Raw genomic sequence first — 16,514 nt, 5'->3', positions numbered from 1 at the left:
CTAGCTTAGAATCACGTTAATGCCGTCAATTCGAACGTAGTGAGAATTCTCCATCAGACTGCAATGTTGATGGAGATATCTCGCTCCTCTCGATATGACGAGTTTAGTTGGCTTCTGAGCTAATTGTTCAGCCTTACGCCGCCAGTTTCTTCCTGGTCAGCAACTCAAGATTTATTGCTTCCAGCTTCTTCTGTTCTTCCACTGCGGCATCTTCGTCTGCTTGCGAGAACTTGATTCCCAAGCCCAGGAGACTGATAGCCACAACGACAATCCCGAAATACATGAAACTGTTTTCCAACGTAGACCCACTTCTGAGCAAGAACTGAGCATACATCACAGCCCCCACATTGCCACCGGCGCCTACGATACCAGCTACGGCCCCGAGCGATTTTTTATTGATGAAGGGCACCACGGAGTAGGTTGCTCCTTCGGCCATCTGAACGAAAAGGGAAAAGATAACCATAGTAGTGATCGCCAGGCCGAGCATATCCATTCTGGAGAATAGGATCAGAGCCAGGCCTTCAACAAATAGGACCATGACGAGCCATTTGACTCTGCCGCTCAACCCTCCGGTTTTTGAAAAGCGATCGCCTAACCAGCCGCCCATAGATCGGGCGAAGAGGTTCATCAGTCCAAACAAGGCGGCTATCATGCCGGCCGTAGTCTCATTCAGTTCAAATTTGGTTTGGTAGTAAGTAGCGGCACGACCATTCACAAATAGCTCCAGGCCAAAACAGGCACCGTAGATGGCGAACAGTATCCATACTCTTCGATCCTTCACGGCCGACATGAAAAGGCCCGATTCGCCTTTAGCCGTTTGTGGCTTTTCATCAGGCGCTTCGTCAAAGTTACCTTTTGGTGTGTCTTTGGTGTACTTCCAATAAAGGAAGGCCACACCCAACATAATGATGGCAGGTACGAACATGGCTGGTCTCCATTTAGATAGTTCTGATTCGGCGAACCCTAGTGCCAACATGCCCGAAGCAATCAGTGGCATCATAGCCTGAGTAACACCACCACCCAGGTTGCCCCATCCGGCAGTGGTCGCATTGGCAATACCGACCACGTTAGGTGCAAACATTTTGGTCGTGTGGTATTGCGTGATCACGAACGAGGCGCCAATCACACCAATGGCCATTCGGGAGAGGAGGTAAGTCTCCCAGTTGTAAGCAAATGATGATCCGGCTACTACTATCGCGCCAAAAACCAACAGATAAGTATAGCTTTTTCGAGGTCCAATTTTGTCGCAAAGACTTCCTATGATGAGTCGAGCGAAGATGGTGACACCTACAGAAGCAATGAATGCGGTGATCTTTTGTGCTTTGGTCAGGTCCATGTCAGGCCCGATCGTGGAGTTCATGAGTGGGGCATGGGCAAACCAGCCAAAGAAGCAGAGAAAGAAAGCGATCCAGCTGAGGTGGAAGGTTCGCATTTGAACCGACTGAATGTCGAACAGATTGATTTTAGTGGCTTTTTCAAGTGATAAGTTTGTGTGCATGGCAGTGCAAGTGTTTTAGTGATTTTTGATATCAGCAAAACTAGATGGCACACGAATGTTATAATATGGCAGATGCCAAGAGGAGGGGTGTATTTAGGCAACTATAAAGCTGCGAAAAGGCAGGAATAGAGATAAAACCAATAAGGAAAAGATTTAAGTGAGCCGGAGGATATTTATTATAGTTCCAGATGCACAACATGAGCCATATTTGCAGCTGTATTTTATGATTTGACAGTCCAATTGTGTAATATTAAACCACAAGTGCTTCCGACAGCAGTTAGGAGCATTTGACCTTTCACAGCACTATTGAGGAAAACACTAGACGAACTTTAGCTCGTCATAGCTGGTAGTTATACACATTTGTACCATTTGATTATACAGACCTAACCAAATATCTGTATTTCGATTAGACTGAAAAAAGGTGAAAAAAATATTAGTCATTTCTTTGGTCGTACTCCTGGGAGCTGGAGGCTTTTTATATCAGGAATGGCTCTACGACACTTACCTTGATATTCGATATGGACGCACGGTTGTTTATTTTGCAGTAGACTATGAAGGTAATTGGCTTCCTGTTGAAAGCAAGAGCGAATCAGATTTTTACAGAATTTCAAGGGTTGATAAAAACAACCAGCCAATGGGCAAAGTAAAAGCCTATTACTCAGATAGTGATGCTTTATACTGGGTTGGGCATGTGAAATCTGTTGACCCTTTTGTTCCTGATGGAGTTTGTACTACTTTTTTTCAAGATGGTAGCACCAAGGAAGTGGTACGTTTTATACAGGGCCAATTAGATGGTGAGTACTGGGAGTTTTATAATTCAGGGCTGATCAAGTTTGCCGGGCGTTATAGTCAGGGACTGGCTGATAGCACTTGTATCAGTTACTATCCGAATGCTCAAATAATGGACTCGGTCATTTTCAAAAAAGGAAAACTTAACGGTTTTTTTATCGAATATGATTCTCTTGGGGACATCAAATTTTCTGGCCATTACATCGACGATATACCAGACAGTACGCACGTCACCTACTATCCAGGCAATAGAACTGCACAAATAGTTAACTATGAAAAAGGACAGCCAGATGGATACTATGCCGAATTTGACACAGCCGGAAACAACATTATCACAGGGAATTATAAGAACGGACTGTCGCATGGAGTCTTTTTTGTTGAAAATGATGTGGACATTCCGAATGAACTTTTCCTGAATGATACGCTCTATCTGGTTGATGTCAATCTGAGCAAAGTGTGGGCTACTGCCTCGGAGGGTGAGATTAGGTCTCTATCACGAATGGTAGGTCAGGGTGATTCTCTTTTTGACATGGGAGAATATAAGGAGGCACTCAATATCTACGAGAGCGTTTTACAATTATTCCCTGATCTCCACATGGTCATCAGTAAGAGAGGTGAGGCCTACTTCGAGCTGGCCACAACAGAGGATGAAGCTTATTACCGCTTCGCGGTCAAAGACCTATACAAGACGGTCGGTATCGAAGATAATAGAAACTACTGGCGTTACTATATAATCGCCATGTCTGAGTATTATCTAGGTGATTTTGATATGTCATTAAATTGGTTCGAACTAGCCAATCTGACGATACCAGATGATGAAAATGGCCAAGTACTAAAAGGGATTTGCTATAATCAAATGGCCAAGATATACATTGAAAAGCACAATTTTCAGCAAGCATTGAATATGTATAACAACGCCATAGAGATAACCCCAGACCGTTCCGACTACTACCTCGGTCGTGCTTGGACGCATTTCAAGCTTGGTAATAGGATGTCTTCCCTGGAAGATTGTGTGGAGGCTATAAGCATAGGAGCAGAAACCATGGAAGAGCAGGCAGAATCATATGCGCTGATGGCTTTGATAAAATTTGAAGATGGAGAGTTTGGCGAAGCTGAATATTGGGTGTCAAAATCGTTGGAGGTTAATTCGTCTGAACCCTATAGCGTTCATCTGTTTTCAGCGTTGTACCCGGGTATAAGTTCTGAAGGTGTCAATTCTGGCTCTTTCGGCCAAATGCTAGCGGGGATTTCGATCGGGCTAATTTTTTGGGAAGCGGCTACGGTCTATCGATTGCTTATGGCAGGAAGGTTTTTAGGAGCGGCCTCTGAAATTGCCGGTAGTGTTGTTGTTGGTGCGGGATTAGATGAATTAGCAGACGTTGAAGAAAGTAATAAAAGCCTGACCCTCAGAAATTCAAGACGGTCACAGAGGCGTAGTTTATCAGATCTAAGTAATGCATCCGTAATTATCAATTCAAGTACCCAATCCATCGAACAACGAGTTAATCAATTTCAATCGAAATATGCTGGCGCTCGTAATTATCAAGGAATTACGAAGTATCATAATAAATATTACGTGCTTGCCGGAGGACACGAAGTAAAGAACCTCAATTACTACCAGAAGTATCATATTGATAAAAATCCACGAGATGCCTGGGAACAATTTCTAAATCACCATAACTATGTGTACGATCAAGTTTTTTTGGAACGTATAGATTACGTGGGAGACAAATGGCAGTTCATATCTTCAGCTCATTCCTCACACGATCACGGATGTCAGATTATAATAGATGACAAGTTCCCCAAAGATAAAATACTGAAAGCTTGGTCGGACAAGATGAAAATTATGGACATTGATCATGGAGAAGGTAGCTGGGTTGTAACTCTTCGCAATGATTGTGTAAGTCATAGCTGGTTTCCTTACATAAAGCAGCAGTTTGTGCAGATCACCTACGAATTTCCAGAGGAGTTGATCAAGACCTATTGGAAAAGAGGGTACTTTATAAGCAAACTGAAATTTGTTGGTGACAAATGGTTATTGCTGATGGAAGAGTACAAGTGGAATACGAATGTAAAAGAACAACGGGTTCTAGTAGAAAACTTCTTTCCAACTGACAGAGCATATGAACATGAGCAGATTGGATATGACCTACAGAGCATTTCACATGGCAGAGGGCTGTGGGCAGTGGTAGTAACTAAAAAAGAATGAATATCGTTTAATTAATAATCTAACTTTTTGGCTATGAAAAATTTATATGCATATCTCTTGGCGTTTATTTTTCTTTTCATTGGAGGGGCTATTATGGCTCAGCGAATACCAAAACCAAAACCGAAGCCAAAACCGGAACCTTCCATGAGCCTAAAAAGACAGTATGACGATGCTTTGAGGAAAAGTTCGGATGTAAGCTATAAGCATTCTATGAAGCCCACCGTGGTGCAACAAACATCAAGAAATGTAGAAATTGCAAAGACCTTGAAACCCACTCCGAGGTCTTATAGAAGTCCTGTGAATAATGTCTCAATTCCGACCAGGAACCAAAATATAAACCAAGCCAACACTCGTGCCAAGCGATCGGCTCAGAATACAGTCAATCGCTGGAATTACAATCGTGCCAAGCAAGAACTCAAAGCCAATCCAATGAAGAGCAATAGGAAAATTGCAGGAGAGGGGACTAAAAATGAATTCAGAAACGCTCAAAATGTGGCAAATAAAACTGGAACAAATCCACAGAACCTAACCAAGGTTAGTAGTTCTAAGCAAGGAAGTATGGAAGCGCATGGGGTAGTAGACAACAAATCTAAGAAGTTGGTTGAGGTGAAGCCTAAGAATGTGTATCCTCAGAACAAGGCAGCTACACAAAGTAGAATTCAGAAAAAGGAGGCGCAATTCAATAATAATGCAAACTCGTTAACAAAACCTCAGCAAAAGGTCAATCCTCCAAAGCCAGACAAAAGGAAGCCTTCTAAGCCTCAAGTTAAGACGAACCCTCCTAAGCCTAAGAACAAACCACCAAAAAAAAAGTAGTCGGGGAAGAATTTATATGCTAAAATGATATAAAAAACTGCTTCCTCGTTTCATAAAGCTCGGACTCAATGGTATAAAAGTCATCGATAAAATGCGCGGTGATAGTAAAGTATCACGATAGTCCTCTTAATGCTAACAGGCAAACATTTAATAGCGATTTCTGTTTTATTATGAACCATGTCCCAAATTCAAACAATTTCGAATAAGACACTCCTAAAGTTTCAGCACTATAAAGCGCGGCAGATATGGTCGTATTGATTAGTCCTTTTTCAATTCTATAGATTTGGCTTTGCGAATGTCCCGTTTTTAAGGCCTGCGATATCTGCGATAACCCGACATGATTTCACACTATTTACCTATTTTACTTTTCATCATTCATATCCTTACTGCCTTGGGAGGACGAAGTGAAAGGGTTGGGAATACCTATGATTTCCAGAAATCCTTTTCCACCCAAACCCTCACCTCTATTTTCTTCGGCTTTGAGGTATCGTTTGAGCACTTGTTCTAATGGGAAAATAAGAAATGCAATCAGGACGCTTATTCCCAAATCCATTACTGGTGAACTCTCTACATTGAAATAGTTGCCAGCAATGGCCTGCAAAAACTCAATGATCAATACCAGTGTAAGTACAGTAAGAGCTTCTGTGATGATGATGTATTTTTCGCGGGCACGGCGGTTCATGAATCCGGAAATAATAACCAGTGATATCATGACCCCAATTTGCAAGCTATAAAACCATAAAGTTTGCCAATAAGGAGGATTGATCTCAAAGTTGAATGGCTCCAGTCGCTCAATATTTCCAAACGCGTCTTGTGCACGGATATCAAGACTATACGTACCCGGCGGTAGGTAACTCAGCGTGATCAGCGGCTTACTGGTCCATTTGGACCACACATCATCTATACCTGTGACACGATATTGGTAGGCTGTATTAAGTATGCCGCGGTAATCAGGTTTGCTCAATTCAAAGTAGAATATGTTTTCATCATGATCAAAAACCATAACGCTATTCAAAACGATATCTCCCTTATTGCTAGTCGCCTTCCTGATGAAACTATGACTCAAGGTGAACAGACTATCATCAATTGACTTGTGATATTCTAAAAGCTCGTTTGCACCATCAATCACCCAATGCCGATCCTTATAAACAGATACATAGGACATATTAGGAAATAGCCCAAAAACATCCATCAATTCGACGTTTTTTTCATGGTCAATCTTATACCAGTTTTTACCATTGAACACCCACACTTCACCGTCTCGCTGCTGTAGATGCTTGATCGGTTTTCCCAGGCGCTTCATCAGCCCAGCATCTGGCACCACCTTTAGCTTCACCGTATCGAGATAGAAATATCCTTCACTGTTGATCAAATACAGTCTATCATTCAAAAACGTAAGTTTAGGGTTGTCGATGAACTGATTCTGATACTCAAAAATTTTGTAATCGAAGTGATCCACGGTGATATCATCAAATTCGATCAATGCTGTCGGAGTAGCAAACCAGGTACGACCATTTTCATCGTTAAAGGCCGTTTTGACAAGGCCACCATGCAAGTTGAGATTTTCCGTTTCTACCCATTCATCGCCTTCTTTGAAATAGATTTTGACCTCATTGTACATATTGCCTACAATCAGTCGGTCATGCTTTTTCTCCGGAGTAACGAATCGTACAGGCTCATGAATTACCATCTCTGCACTATCAGCCCTGATGTGAAATATACCACTGGTTCCGGCGGCGTATAGTTCGTCCTGGTAGACAAAAAAACGCTCTGTTTTAAGGTGAATCCCGTCCACATGTTTGTAAATCCATTCTTCACCTACCAGCTCTTTATGCATTTTCCGCAATCGAACGTTTTTCGAGATTATGGTCACTTCCTCGACGGGCTTGAATATTTTTTGAGAAGGTTTGTTCTTATTAGTCTCCGCTTGTTCTTCTTCGGAAGGCGCTTCCTGGCCATCATCGCGTTCGGCCTTTTTCCTTGCTTTTTTTGCTTTTTTTCGTGCTATTCTTTGTTCTCGTTTTGAAAGTTTCCGCTGGGGTTGCTCTTCAGCGATCTCATCCTGTTCCAAGGTGTCACTAGATGTTTCCTCCAGTGGTACGGACTTAATAACCTTCTTTTTGACCGTTTTTTTGACCGTTTTATAGTAGGGCACATTTTTGTACCGTTCTACTTTTGTCAAATGATACACCCCTTCGCTAGTAGCGACGTACAAACTTGAATCATAAAAAAAGGCCTCATATAGATGTCCATGCAGCCCTTGGAAATTGCTAAAAGTTTTGAACGGTATGCCCAATTCCATCCTGGATAATCCAAATTCATGGGAAATCCAAAGACCATGTTCTCGATCTACCCCAATCGCATGCACTTCATTGTCTGGTAGACCTTTTTCTCTGTTGATGACTTCGATCGTGCGGTTCTGTCGGTAGTCATAGAGAATGGCACCATTCTCTAATGTGCTCAGTGCAAAATTGTCATCGTCCACCCAAACACCATTGTCTACAAATGATTCGTTATCAATCAATAACTGTGACACTTCGCAGAGTGTAAAAACACCATTTTCATAGATATAAATGGTGTTGTCAGTGGTGCCGGCCAGATATACGTCTGCTGAGGGGTGCTTTTCAAAAAAGATAAATTCGTTTGAATTGCGCTCCGACCAGGCAAAGCTAACGAGCTCATCGTTTACATATTCATATAGTTCCTTATCTGTTTGTACTAAGATCTTTCCATCCACAACAAACAGTTTTGAAAAGAAATCATCGTCGTCTACGAGGTTGGTCCTCGATATGGATGAAGCTACCACATCGTACCTTACGATTGTCTCCTCATTCACAAAGTATACAGAGGAGTCCAAATATGATGTTTGAAAATAGAGTCCGTCATCGTTGGCTACACTATCTAGCGATTGATATTGTAATTTTTTGTCCACAATGGCCAATAGTCCGAAATCACCTACACAGCCAACATAAAGTTGGTCTTTACCATTCAGATCCAGTGAAATGGCGGCACTTGGTGTCGGGATATGGCGCCAGGATTCTCCGTCATATTGAATGACTCCTGATCGATTCGCAATATACAACTGGCCATTGCTATCAGATTTGATTTGATAGTTCACATCATCCAGTCCGGGAATATTATGACGATGATGCGTCAGAAAGAGATCGCCCTCTTGAGCTAAGGAACAAACCGAGCTTAAAAGCCAACCACACATGCAGAAAAAACGGACTACCCAACGCATTAATCGATATGATTATAGAATGAAAAAGTATTAAGTTTCAAATATACAGTTTGTTTGAGATACCCATCATTGTTGTCATGTTATTCATCCGACCTTGATACGTATTTTTTATCCTGTCCCTGTCTACCTAGAGGAAGCTATAATGGTCATCTCTTGACACTCTCCCCAAAATCCTGTATTATTAAGCTGACAAGGCCATTTGCAGTCTGGCCTTCAGCAGCACTTCTGAGAGAATTTGATTATCTGTATTGTTAAACGTTTAAATTGCTATCATGCTTGATGGGCTGATTTGGCCTTATTAGTTTACATAAGTGGTAGGAAATTTTTGCCCATATATGGAAATGTTACCGATAATTAGTGTTTAGTAATTTGATCAGATATATAGTGCTCTTTACCCTCATGCTACATGTGACAAATGTAGCTAAAGCACAAGAGGTAGAGGACTGGAACCTCAAGGTTGAATCTTGGGGAAATAGGAATATAAACGTTCCTTGTAAAATAACTTACTCTGATGTTACGATAGTCACAACAGATACCCTTCGACTAATAGGGTTGGAAGAAATAAAAATTTTTATTGAGTTAGATAAGTTAAGAAAGCCAATCACTTATGAATATCAAGTGAATAAAGCACTGCTGAATAATTTTGAAATAATTGATTTAGAATACATGGCTAAAATTATTACAAGCCAAAAGAACAATATTTCAAAAAACCCCTTAATTGTTCAGGCTCTAATCAAGAAGAAGTACCAAAAAATAAAATTAACAAAAGTTGATTAAAAAAAATTTGATAGTCCTTATGCTGGTCTTCAGCCACTTGGAAATCATCGGTCAAGAGCTAATTGATTACAGGCAGAATGACGTATATATAGAAACCATCAAGTCCACTTTTTTTAATTCATCGATACGAACTGGAGGGGAGGCCAATTATCAATTCAGAAATTTCTTTCCTAATAAAGATCTATTTTTTGTTCATTTTGATAATAATCTGTACTTCTATCGAGGAGATTCTACCTTTCCTGGATTCCACGTAGATTATGAATATACATTTCTCAGCAATTCAGACTCTATTATTCCAACGCATACGAACAAACTTGCTCTAACCGGTTATATGGATATGACTGGAGGTTATAAATTTGGCCTCATCAGATATGATTTTCCTGATCAGATCAAATACGAATGGACCATCGAGTTTGTGCTAAACATATTCGAACTTGCATCAGCAGGCTTTATTTTTGCCAGAAATGTTACAGACGAAACACACTATTACCAACTTGGATATAGGTACAATATGACTGCACTATTGGGTAATACTTACTCAAGAAACTTAATTCAACTAGGATGGGCCTTAAGCAGAGCAAAGTTTCCAAATTCAGAGGGAATCATAAAGGATAGATGGAGTAAGCTAAAATTTGAATTGATTTTCAAAAGATTTTTCAGGAAGCTGCCACCTATTACATTCAGTACGTCAGTTAGTAGAGACTATCGAGAAAAGATTTGGTACTGGCAACTTGGGACTCTTGTAGATTTAAATGTTTTTAGCGAAATCTGGATTAGAGATGATTAATACTAAGAGATGCGTTGTTTGTGTCAATGAAATACCTAAAGGAGCCTCAAAATGTTCAATTTGCAATTCATATCAAAATTGGTTTCGTAGACAACTAACGTTTAGCTCACTTGTACTTTCACTGTTGATTTCGTTGTTTGCGGTATTGGGATTAGCTATCCCTAAACTTGATGAATTGATTTATCCTCCCAACACTAAAATCGTGTTCAAACAGTCCAATACTGAAACATCAAGGGGGACATTCACTTACAATCAATATATTTCAACATACTCAGGAGAAGACATTGGGCTTGAGTTTAAAGATTATTTTAGGCCCGAGTACCCTGAACGGGTATATTCTTTTTATCAAAATGATGATAATTCTCTAATGATCGACTATGGTCCAGACAGTATTGTTATTAAACCCAACCGGGTTCAAAAACCTTTAGCCTTACAATCAGACAGCTTGTATTACCTGATTAGAGAAGAGTTGATAATTGACCTGAGGTTCGAATTTTTGATCAGAAACATTGGTAAAAAATATGGAGTGATCCACTATTTGAAATTAGCAGACAGTCCCATCAAAATTCGGTCAAAATTCTTTGATGATCATAAGTATGATATTTTACTTTCCATTTCGAATAGTGACCCGGAAATAACTTATTATCATCCAAAATTGAAGAATAAAAAAATCAGCCCCGAATACTTGGAGGCAGTTACATTCCAAATTATAGATACATTAAATATCTTTTCGTTAAGTGATAAAGACCAAAATCAATTTCAATTCCCCTATTTTGACACAACTTTTCAGAAACAGAACGTTTGTTTCCCTCTGGAACCATTAATATTTAATCATGACGACTCAATAGATACTACAAGGGTTGATATAGAAATGAAATTGTTAGTGAATTCAGAAAAATTCAATACGGACCTAATTGATTGAGAAGAAAACCCCTAACCTACATTAGACCATTCGCATTATACTATCGTTATAGGACATAAAACTTATAAATTGAAGAATCCTTTAGATACAATTTTCTACTCTGGCTATAAGGTGAATAAGAAATATAAACATGGCCCCAATCCAGTGTTAATGGCATATTTGGGTTTAACATTGGTATTGATTTATAACTTATCAATGATTTTACTGATTCTAAAATTTTCCTTCAATTTAGATTTCCTAGAGCCTTTTAAGCAACTTGAGGAATATGCAATTGTTCCGTACTTTCTTAGTGTTTTGGTTTTTTGTGGTTATCGCTATCTATGGAAATACAAATCGGTAATTGTACTTTTTGAGAATGAAACTGAACACGAGCGAAAATCAAGATTAATAAATAATTTTGGTACAATTCTCTTCGGTGTAATTCTGTTTTACATAGTACTGGCAACAGGAACAAACCCTTGAAGCCTAATCATAGTCAGACGTTAGCAGGAATTATGAACAGATCATTGAAAATATTGACACTCTTCCCTAAAATCCCGTATCACTAAGCTAGAAGGCCATGCAACAGCCGGTCTTCTGCAGCACTTCTGAGAGAATTTGATTATCCGTATTATTAAACGTTTAGAGTAGGCCTATGATGCCTGATTGGTATTATTGACTAATTTGGCGTTATTAAGTAAAGTGAAATAACAGGAACTTTTTGTCCTGATATCCAGATGTTATATTCAATTACCACCAGATCATAAATTCTACAAATATGAAAAAAATCAGAATTACAATTTTCCTACTAGCAGCAGGATGGTCATCTGCCCGGAGTCAAACAAATACTTTTCCATCTACAGGAAATGTAGGAATTGGCACATCTTCTCCAAGCCACAATTTGCACATACAAGGTGTTGGAGGAGAAGGTGTTCTTAGGCTGTCAACTGACAATACGTCCTACCTTACATCTCAAACTGTAATAACTGGCATTCTAGCAAATAGTGCAAGGCAGTGGAACAGCAACTATTCTGCTACAAATATTGAAGAAACCTCGGCAATTAAGTTTGGTTACTATGCACACGTTCATGGTCAAGTCTATAATGCATCTATAAGATTTTACACTCAAGAAAATGGAAGTGGTTCAACAATCGAACGAATGTCCATTGTAGGTGAAAACGTTGGAATTGGAACTGACAGTCCCAAGTCAAAACTTGCAGTAAATGGACAAATCCGAGCAACTGAAGTAAAGGTACTTGCCGATATTAGTGTACCAGATTATGTTTTTGCAGCAGATTACAAACTCCGAACTCTTAAAGAGACCAAAGAATACATATCAGAAAACAAACACCTACCAGAAATCCCGTCTGCTACCGAAATTGGAGAGAACGGAATCGATCTCGGAGATATGAACATGAGGTTATTGAAAAAAATTGAGGAACTTACACTTTATCAGATCGAACTGCTGGAACGACTTGAGAAAGTAGAAGGAGAGCTACAAACGTTGAAGAACTAAAAGAATATAACAAAACCTATACTCCATATACAACCGAGCATCTCACAAGCGGTATTTTTTCTGAATTATTTAATAGTAGAAGCAAGTGGCTAGTATACAGATGTATAGTCAGACGGTTGACTCCATGAAAATAAATTTCATCATATTAATTCTTTTCACCTTGCTAACTCTTGGTTGCAAACTCGACCCCATCAGAACGGGTACAGAACAGCTGAACCTGCCGACTCCAAGAATAACTGAACTAAAAAGGAGCTCAGACTTTCATCAAAAGACAATCGAACTAACAGGTTATTATTTCTCAGGATTTGAACTTAGCGGCTTATTTGAATCTAAAAATAGTGGTCAAGAAGAGGCGGTTTGGGTTGATTTTTCGGATGAACTGAACAAGCATATTGACAGTGCAATGGAAGAGAGATTACAGGGAAGAAAGCTTAGAGTCCAGGGAATTTTCAATGCCACTAGCAGGGGCCATCTGGGAATTTACATTGGAACAGTTGAACTGGATTTTTTGGAAACAGTGAACTAATGATTCAGAAGTTGCTCAACCTTTTCAGAAGGTCTCCCAAGCCGGAACCAATAACATACTTTGTCTTTCCATCAAGCTACTCAAGGATTGATTTTCCTCCGAATTGGAGCATTATTAAACATAAGAAAGGAGAATCAACCTTCACGTTTTGCAACGAAAAACTACATGGAATACTTTACGCATCCGAACTAACTAACAAAGATCCTAAGTATGAATACTCTCGTAACGAATCCATAAAAATCAACTCAGAATATTCACCTGAACTGATTAATATTTCCAGGTATGGTGCTGTCGCTTATCGCAAAGCGGATGAACCTGCTAACGTGGCATATAAACACTTTGAAATCGGGTTTAGACAAACTCTACTTCAATTCACTTGGATGACACCATATCCTGATGATGAGGATTTGAACAAAGAAATCGAACTAATTCTCAGATCTGCCGAAATAAGATAAACCCCATACAACAAATGCTATGATGAATCGGGTTTTATGAGTTACCAAGGATTGGTGCACTTAGAAAGTCCGCCACTATTAATAAATTTAAACACCACACGGTTCAATATTTACAATGAAAAAACTAACAACGGTACTTTTACTGACAATACTTCAAGGAACATTACTCGGACAAGACATTAATTTCAGCTCTTTCCGCCAGTATTGCACGTGTGACAGTAAACTATTTTCTGAAATTAGAACTGATTCTATTCTAAACATTAGCATAATTCGAGGCGATGTTCTTAGTATAGATTTAGTAAGTGAAAGCAATTGTTACACAACTCATTTGGGAGGAATAAAATACTCTGGTGATACTTTAGAGCTTATATTTTCACATGAACACCAAACTCCTCCAGAAGGTTTTAAGTTAATTGGATATAAGCCGAGCAAAATCATAGAAGTAGCAAGTTGCGTAACAGAATACTTGTTCGGGTATACTATCAGTGGAATAACCAAAATTCCAAAAGTTGTTGAACTAAACGGAAAACAATTGAAGGTGTCCAACATCAGATAAGTTTGGATGTTCTTGAGAGGTATTGGAAGCTTCCCTGCTGGCCATAAATTAAGCAAACAGCCCAACAACCTTCAACCAAGAGACTTTAAAAATATCTACGCAGACAGAGTAGCGGAGACCGGGTCATGCAGACACTAAGATCAGAGGTGAATTGTTTAATTTGTTTGAACTTGTTAAAGAAACCAAACCAACAAAATAAACAACAAGACTACGAGCCAAAATAACAGGATCAAAAACGTCAGCACGTTGTGAAGTTTTAACAGATAATATAAGGCAGAAGCAATTTCAGCTTCAGATTTATTTTCATTCAATTTTTCTTTTATATCATTTTGAAATGGCATTTTAAATACGCTCAGGCGATAAAAGCGTATACCATATTTTTTACCTATCGAGTGTAATTTCAATTGGTAAAACACTCCCAAAATCGACACAAGAGCCATAAATAATATGAAAATTAGCAAGTAAGTCATTTAGGATTTTGTGATTAGTTGAATCATTCAGTTAGACCTCTTTCGCCAAGATAATTACTGACTTTCATTTTAGAACAATAATTCTGGTTGAAAAAAAGCAGCTAACATTATGTGATCTCTCATATCCAAGTTAAGTACGCTCGCACTGGCTTAAGCCGAACAAATCAACCCGACACCTGTTAACTAGGAGACTTTAAGAATGTCTTCGCGTATCAGAAGCGAACCCTGTCCCCATCTACCTACAGCCAGGTATCAATCCCATCCCTTGACACTCTTCCCCAAAGTCCAGTATCATTAGGCTAGCAAGGCCATTTGCAGCTCGTCTTCAGCAGCACTTCTGAGAATTATTAAGCGTTTAGAAAGATTCCTGATCGAGCTTTTGCTTTGAATGACTTTTTCACTATGTACTAAATTGATCAGTAGTTGGGCAAAACAATGTTTGGAGCTTCAATTTTAATGAAGACACTTAGGTGTTTGGCCTTTTTCCACATAAAATTTTTTTCGAAGTTAGATTAAAAAGAAGATCCTAACATCATACATAGAAATCATGTGTGCTACTACTAGATGCCAGATTTGAGCTTACTCAAACCCAGCTGAATCGCAGATTCAATTATATTGCCTCCGAAACTTAACTACATAAAAATCAGCGCGCTTGATGTATCGGCGTTAGAGCAATTTGAAGAATGAAAATTAGATTATCAACATCATTGACTTTTCTTTGGAAATTCGTCTTTTCGGCGATTTGACTTATTGGATTTGCAGTTGGGACTGGCTTGGCTGTTTTAGAGCAAGGAACTGCGGGCCTGACATTTCTTATTGGCTTGATATTCGGAACGATATTAATTTATTATGGATGTATAAGAGCAAAGAACGTCCATATAGATGATGATTTTTTGTATGTTAACAATTTCAAAAAAACTATAAAAGTACCGTTATTAGAAATCAAATCCGTGTCAGATAATGTTTTCTTTTCACCGCGGCCAATATTTGTGAAGTTTAAATCTGAGACAGAATTCGGTAAGAGTATAATGTTCATAGGCTATACAGAGCTTTTCTTGTTTTTTTCTTCTCACCCAGCTGTTTACAAAATAAGAGCAAGAATAATAAACGCCGAACGTTGCACAGGCATAACTTAAGCAAATTAATCCTCCAAAACCAACCCTTCAAATAATTCACTCATAGTAATTTCCAAAGCCTTACAGATCCTGAAAGCAAGATTGACACTGATAAACTGTTCTCCATTCAGAATTTTCCGAATTGTTTTTTCGTCGCAAGAGCACGCCTGGGCAAATACACTTTTGTTTCCTTGAAACTTCTTTACAAAAAGAGTTTCAATTCTTTTCACGACTTCAATCTGTAAAACTTTCAATTCAATCAAACCCCTCGCTAAAAAATTCACTCAAGCTAATTCCAAGTGCCTGGACTACTTTGAGGAGACTGCTGTATCTTAAATCTTCGCCCTTTTCATATCTGCCATATTGGGCTCGTGGAATTTTGTGTTCGTAAGCAAAGTTCTCGTAGTTTGAATATCCTTTTTGAATTCTCAGCGATTTTATCCTATTGGCCAACTTTAAAATCTCTTCTTTCGTGAATTCAGTTTTCTCTGTCATGGAACAAATAAAGACTCGTAAAAACTTTTATGTTACCACTTATTGATTACCATTAATAAGTGGTAAATTGAAAACTGAAACTAACCAACCTAATTTATGCACCTAAACCTCCTAAACATCCACGCAACCGCCCACTCCATTCAAGCCCTGGAAGACCTGCTTCATGCCGTAGATATTTCGAAACTGAAAAAAGACCTTCGAACGATGATCGCCTTGTGCGTAACGAGCGAACAAAGCGAGTTGATAGAAGACCATCTGGCGTTTATGCTGGATATGAAGTGCGTGCTTGATTTTTTGGATGTGCTGGAGGCGGAGGTCCGGAAGTAACTTCCGAACTAGGTGTAACTTCCGAACCAGAGTCGA

Annotated in this window: 14 protein-coding genes; 10 read left to right on the top strand and 4 right to left on the bottom strand. The window is 39.2% G+C overall.

Annotated elements, in window-relative coordinates; all coding sequences use genetic code 11:
- Positions 1–133 precede the first annotated feature (133 nt).
- Complete coding sequence (locus ABJD64_RS07750; RefSeq protein WP_348180172.1) at positions 134–1,498, bottom strand: MFS transporter; 1,365 nt, start codon at positions 1,496–1,498, stop codon at positions 134–136.
- A gap of 421 nt (positions 1,499–1,919) precedes the next feature.
- Here ABJD64_RS07750 and ABJD64_RS07745 point away from each other — a divergent pair, with 421 nt between their 5' ends.
- Both ABJD64_RS07745 and ABJD64_RS07740 read left to right on the top strand, forming a co-directional pair.
- Entirely contained in the window at positions 1,920–4,496 is a 2,577-nt protein-coding gene (locus ABJD64_RS07745; RefSeq protein WP_348180170.1) for a tetratricopeptide repeat protein, read from the top strand.
- A gap of 33 nt (positions 4,497–4,529) precedes the next feature.
- Positions 4,530–5,312, top strand: coding sequence for a hypothetical protein (locus ABJD64_RS07740; RefSeq protein WP_348180169.1), 783 nt, complete (start codon positions 4,530–4,532; stop codon positions 5,310–5,312).
- A 361-nt stretch (positions 5,313–5,673) separates the two neighbouring features.
- Here the strand turns inward: ABJD64_RS07740 and ABJD64_RS07735 are convergent, their stop codons facing one another.
- Positions 5,674–8,553, bottom strand: coding sequence for a hypothetical protein (locus tag ABJD64_RS07735; protein ID WP_348180168.1), 2,880 nt, complete (start codon positions 8,551–8,553; stop codon positions 5,674–5,676).
- 408 nt (positions 8,554–8,961) lie between these two features.
- Between ABJD64_RS07735 and ABJD64_RS07730 the strand changes: the two genes are divergently transcribed.
- The 7 genes from ABJD64_RS07730 (at position 8,962) to ABJD64_RS07700 (ending at position 14,071) form a co-directional block, all read left to right on the top strand.
- Positions 8,962–9,330, top strand: a complete 369-nt coding sequence (locus ABJD64_RS07730; protein ID WP_348180167.1) for a hypothetical protein — start codon at positions 8,962–8,964, stop codon at positions 9,328–9,330.
- Positions 9,323–10,117 carry a hypothetical protein gene (locus tag ABJD64_RS07725; protein ID WP_348180166.1) on the top strand — a complete coding sequence of 265 codons (795 nt, stop codon included), beginning with the start codon at positions 9,323–9,325 and terminating at the stop codon, positions 10,115–10,117. The genes ABJD64_RS07730 and ABJD64_RS07725 overlap by 8 nt, the downstream gene beginning before the upstream one ends.
- Before the next feature lie 175 nt (positions 10,118–10,292).
- Positions 10,293–11,039 (top strand): hypothetical protein, encoded by a 747-nt coding sequence (locus ABJD64_RS07720; protein ID WP_348180165.1) that lies wholly within the window; start codon positions 10,293–10,295, stop codon positions 11,037–11,039.
- Between the two features lie 757 nt (positions 11,040–11,796).
- The gene (locus ABJD64_RS07715; protein WP_348180164.1) at positions 11,797–12,534 is read left to right on the top strand and encodes a hypothetical protein; all 738 of its coding nucleotides are present in this window, start codon (positions 11,797–11,799) and stop codon (positions 12,532–12,534) included.
- 124 nt (positions 12,535–12,658) lie between these two features.
- Positions 12,659–13,060 carry a hypothetical protein gene (locus ABJD64_RS07710; protein ID WP_348180163.1) on the top strand — a complete coding sequence of 134 codons (402 nt, stop codon included), beginning with the start codon at positions 12,659–12,661 and terminating at the stop codon, positions 13,058–13,060.
- Positions 13,060–13,515 (top strand): hypothetical protein, encoded by a 456-nt coding sequence (locus ABJD64_RS07705; protein WP_348180161.1) that lies wholly within the window; start codon positions 13,060–13,062, stop codon positions 13,513–13,515. The genes ABJD64_RS07710 and ABJD64_RS07705 overlap by 1 nt, the downstream gene beginning before the upstream one ends.
- 115 nt (positions 13,516–13,630) lie before the next feature.
- Positions 13,631–14,071, top strand: coding sequence for a hypothetical protein (locus tag ABJD64_RS07700; RefSeq protein WP_348180159.1), 441 nt, complete (start codon positions 13,631–13,633; stop codon positions 14,069–14,071).
- 1,611 nt (positions 14,072–15,682) lie between these two features.
- Here ABJD64_RS07700 and ABJD64_RS07695 read toward each other — a convergent pair.
- Together ABJD64_RS07695 and ABJD64_RS07690 are read right to left on the bottom strand one after the other, a co-directional pair.
- Positions 15,683–15,886, bottom strand: a complete 204-nt coding sequence (locus ABJD64_RS07695; RefSeq protein ID WP_348180158.1) for a helix-turn-helix transcriptional regulator — start codon at positions 15,884–15,886, stop codon at positions 15,683–15,685.
- A 25-nt stretch (positions 15,887–15,911) separates the two neighbouring features.
- On the bottom strand, positions 15,912–16,151 hold the full coding sequence (locus tag ABJD64_RS07690) for a helix-turn-helix transcriptional regulator (protein WP_348180157.1): 240 nt from the start codon (positions 16,149–16,151) through the stop codon (positions 15,912–15,914).
- Between the two features lie 96 nt (positions 16,152–16,247).
- On the opposite strand from ABJD64_RS07690, the gene ABJD64_RS07685 reads away from it, so the two are divergent.
- Positions 16,248–16,478 (top strand): hypothetical protein, encoded by a 231-nt coding sequence (locus ABJD64_RS07685; RefSeq protein ID WP_348180156.1) that lies wholly within the window; start codon positions 16,248–16,250, stop codon positions 16,476–16,478.
- Positions 16,479–16,514: the final 36 nt, after the last annotated feature.

The sequence above is a fragment of the Reichenbachiella sp. genome (assembly GCF_039944555.1).
GTDB lineage: Bacteria > Bacteroidota > Bacteroidia > Cytophagales > Cyclobacteriaceae > Reichenbachiella.
This window is presented reverse-complemented; position numbering and strand designations above follow the sequence as displayed.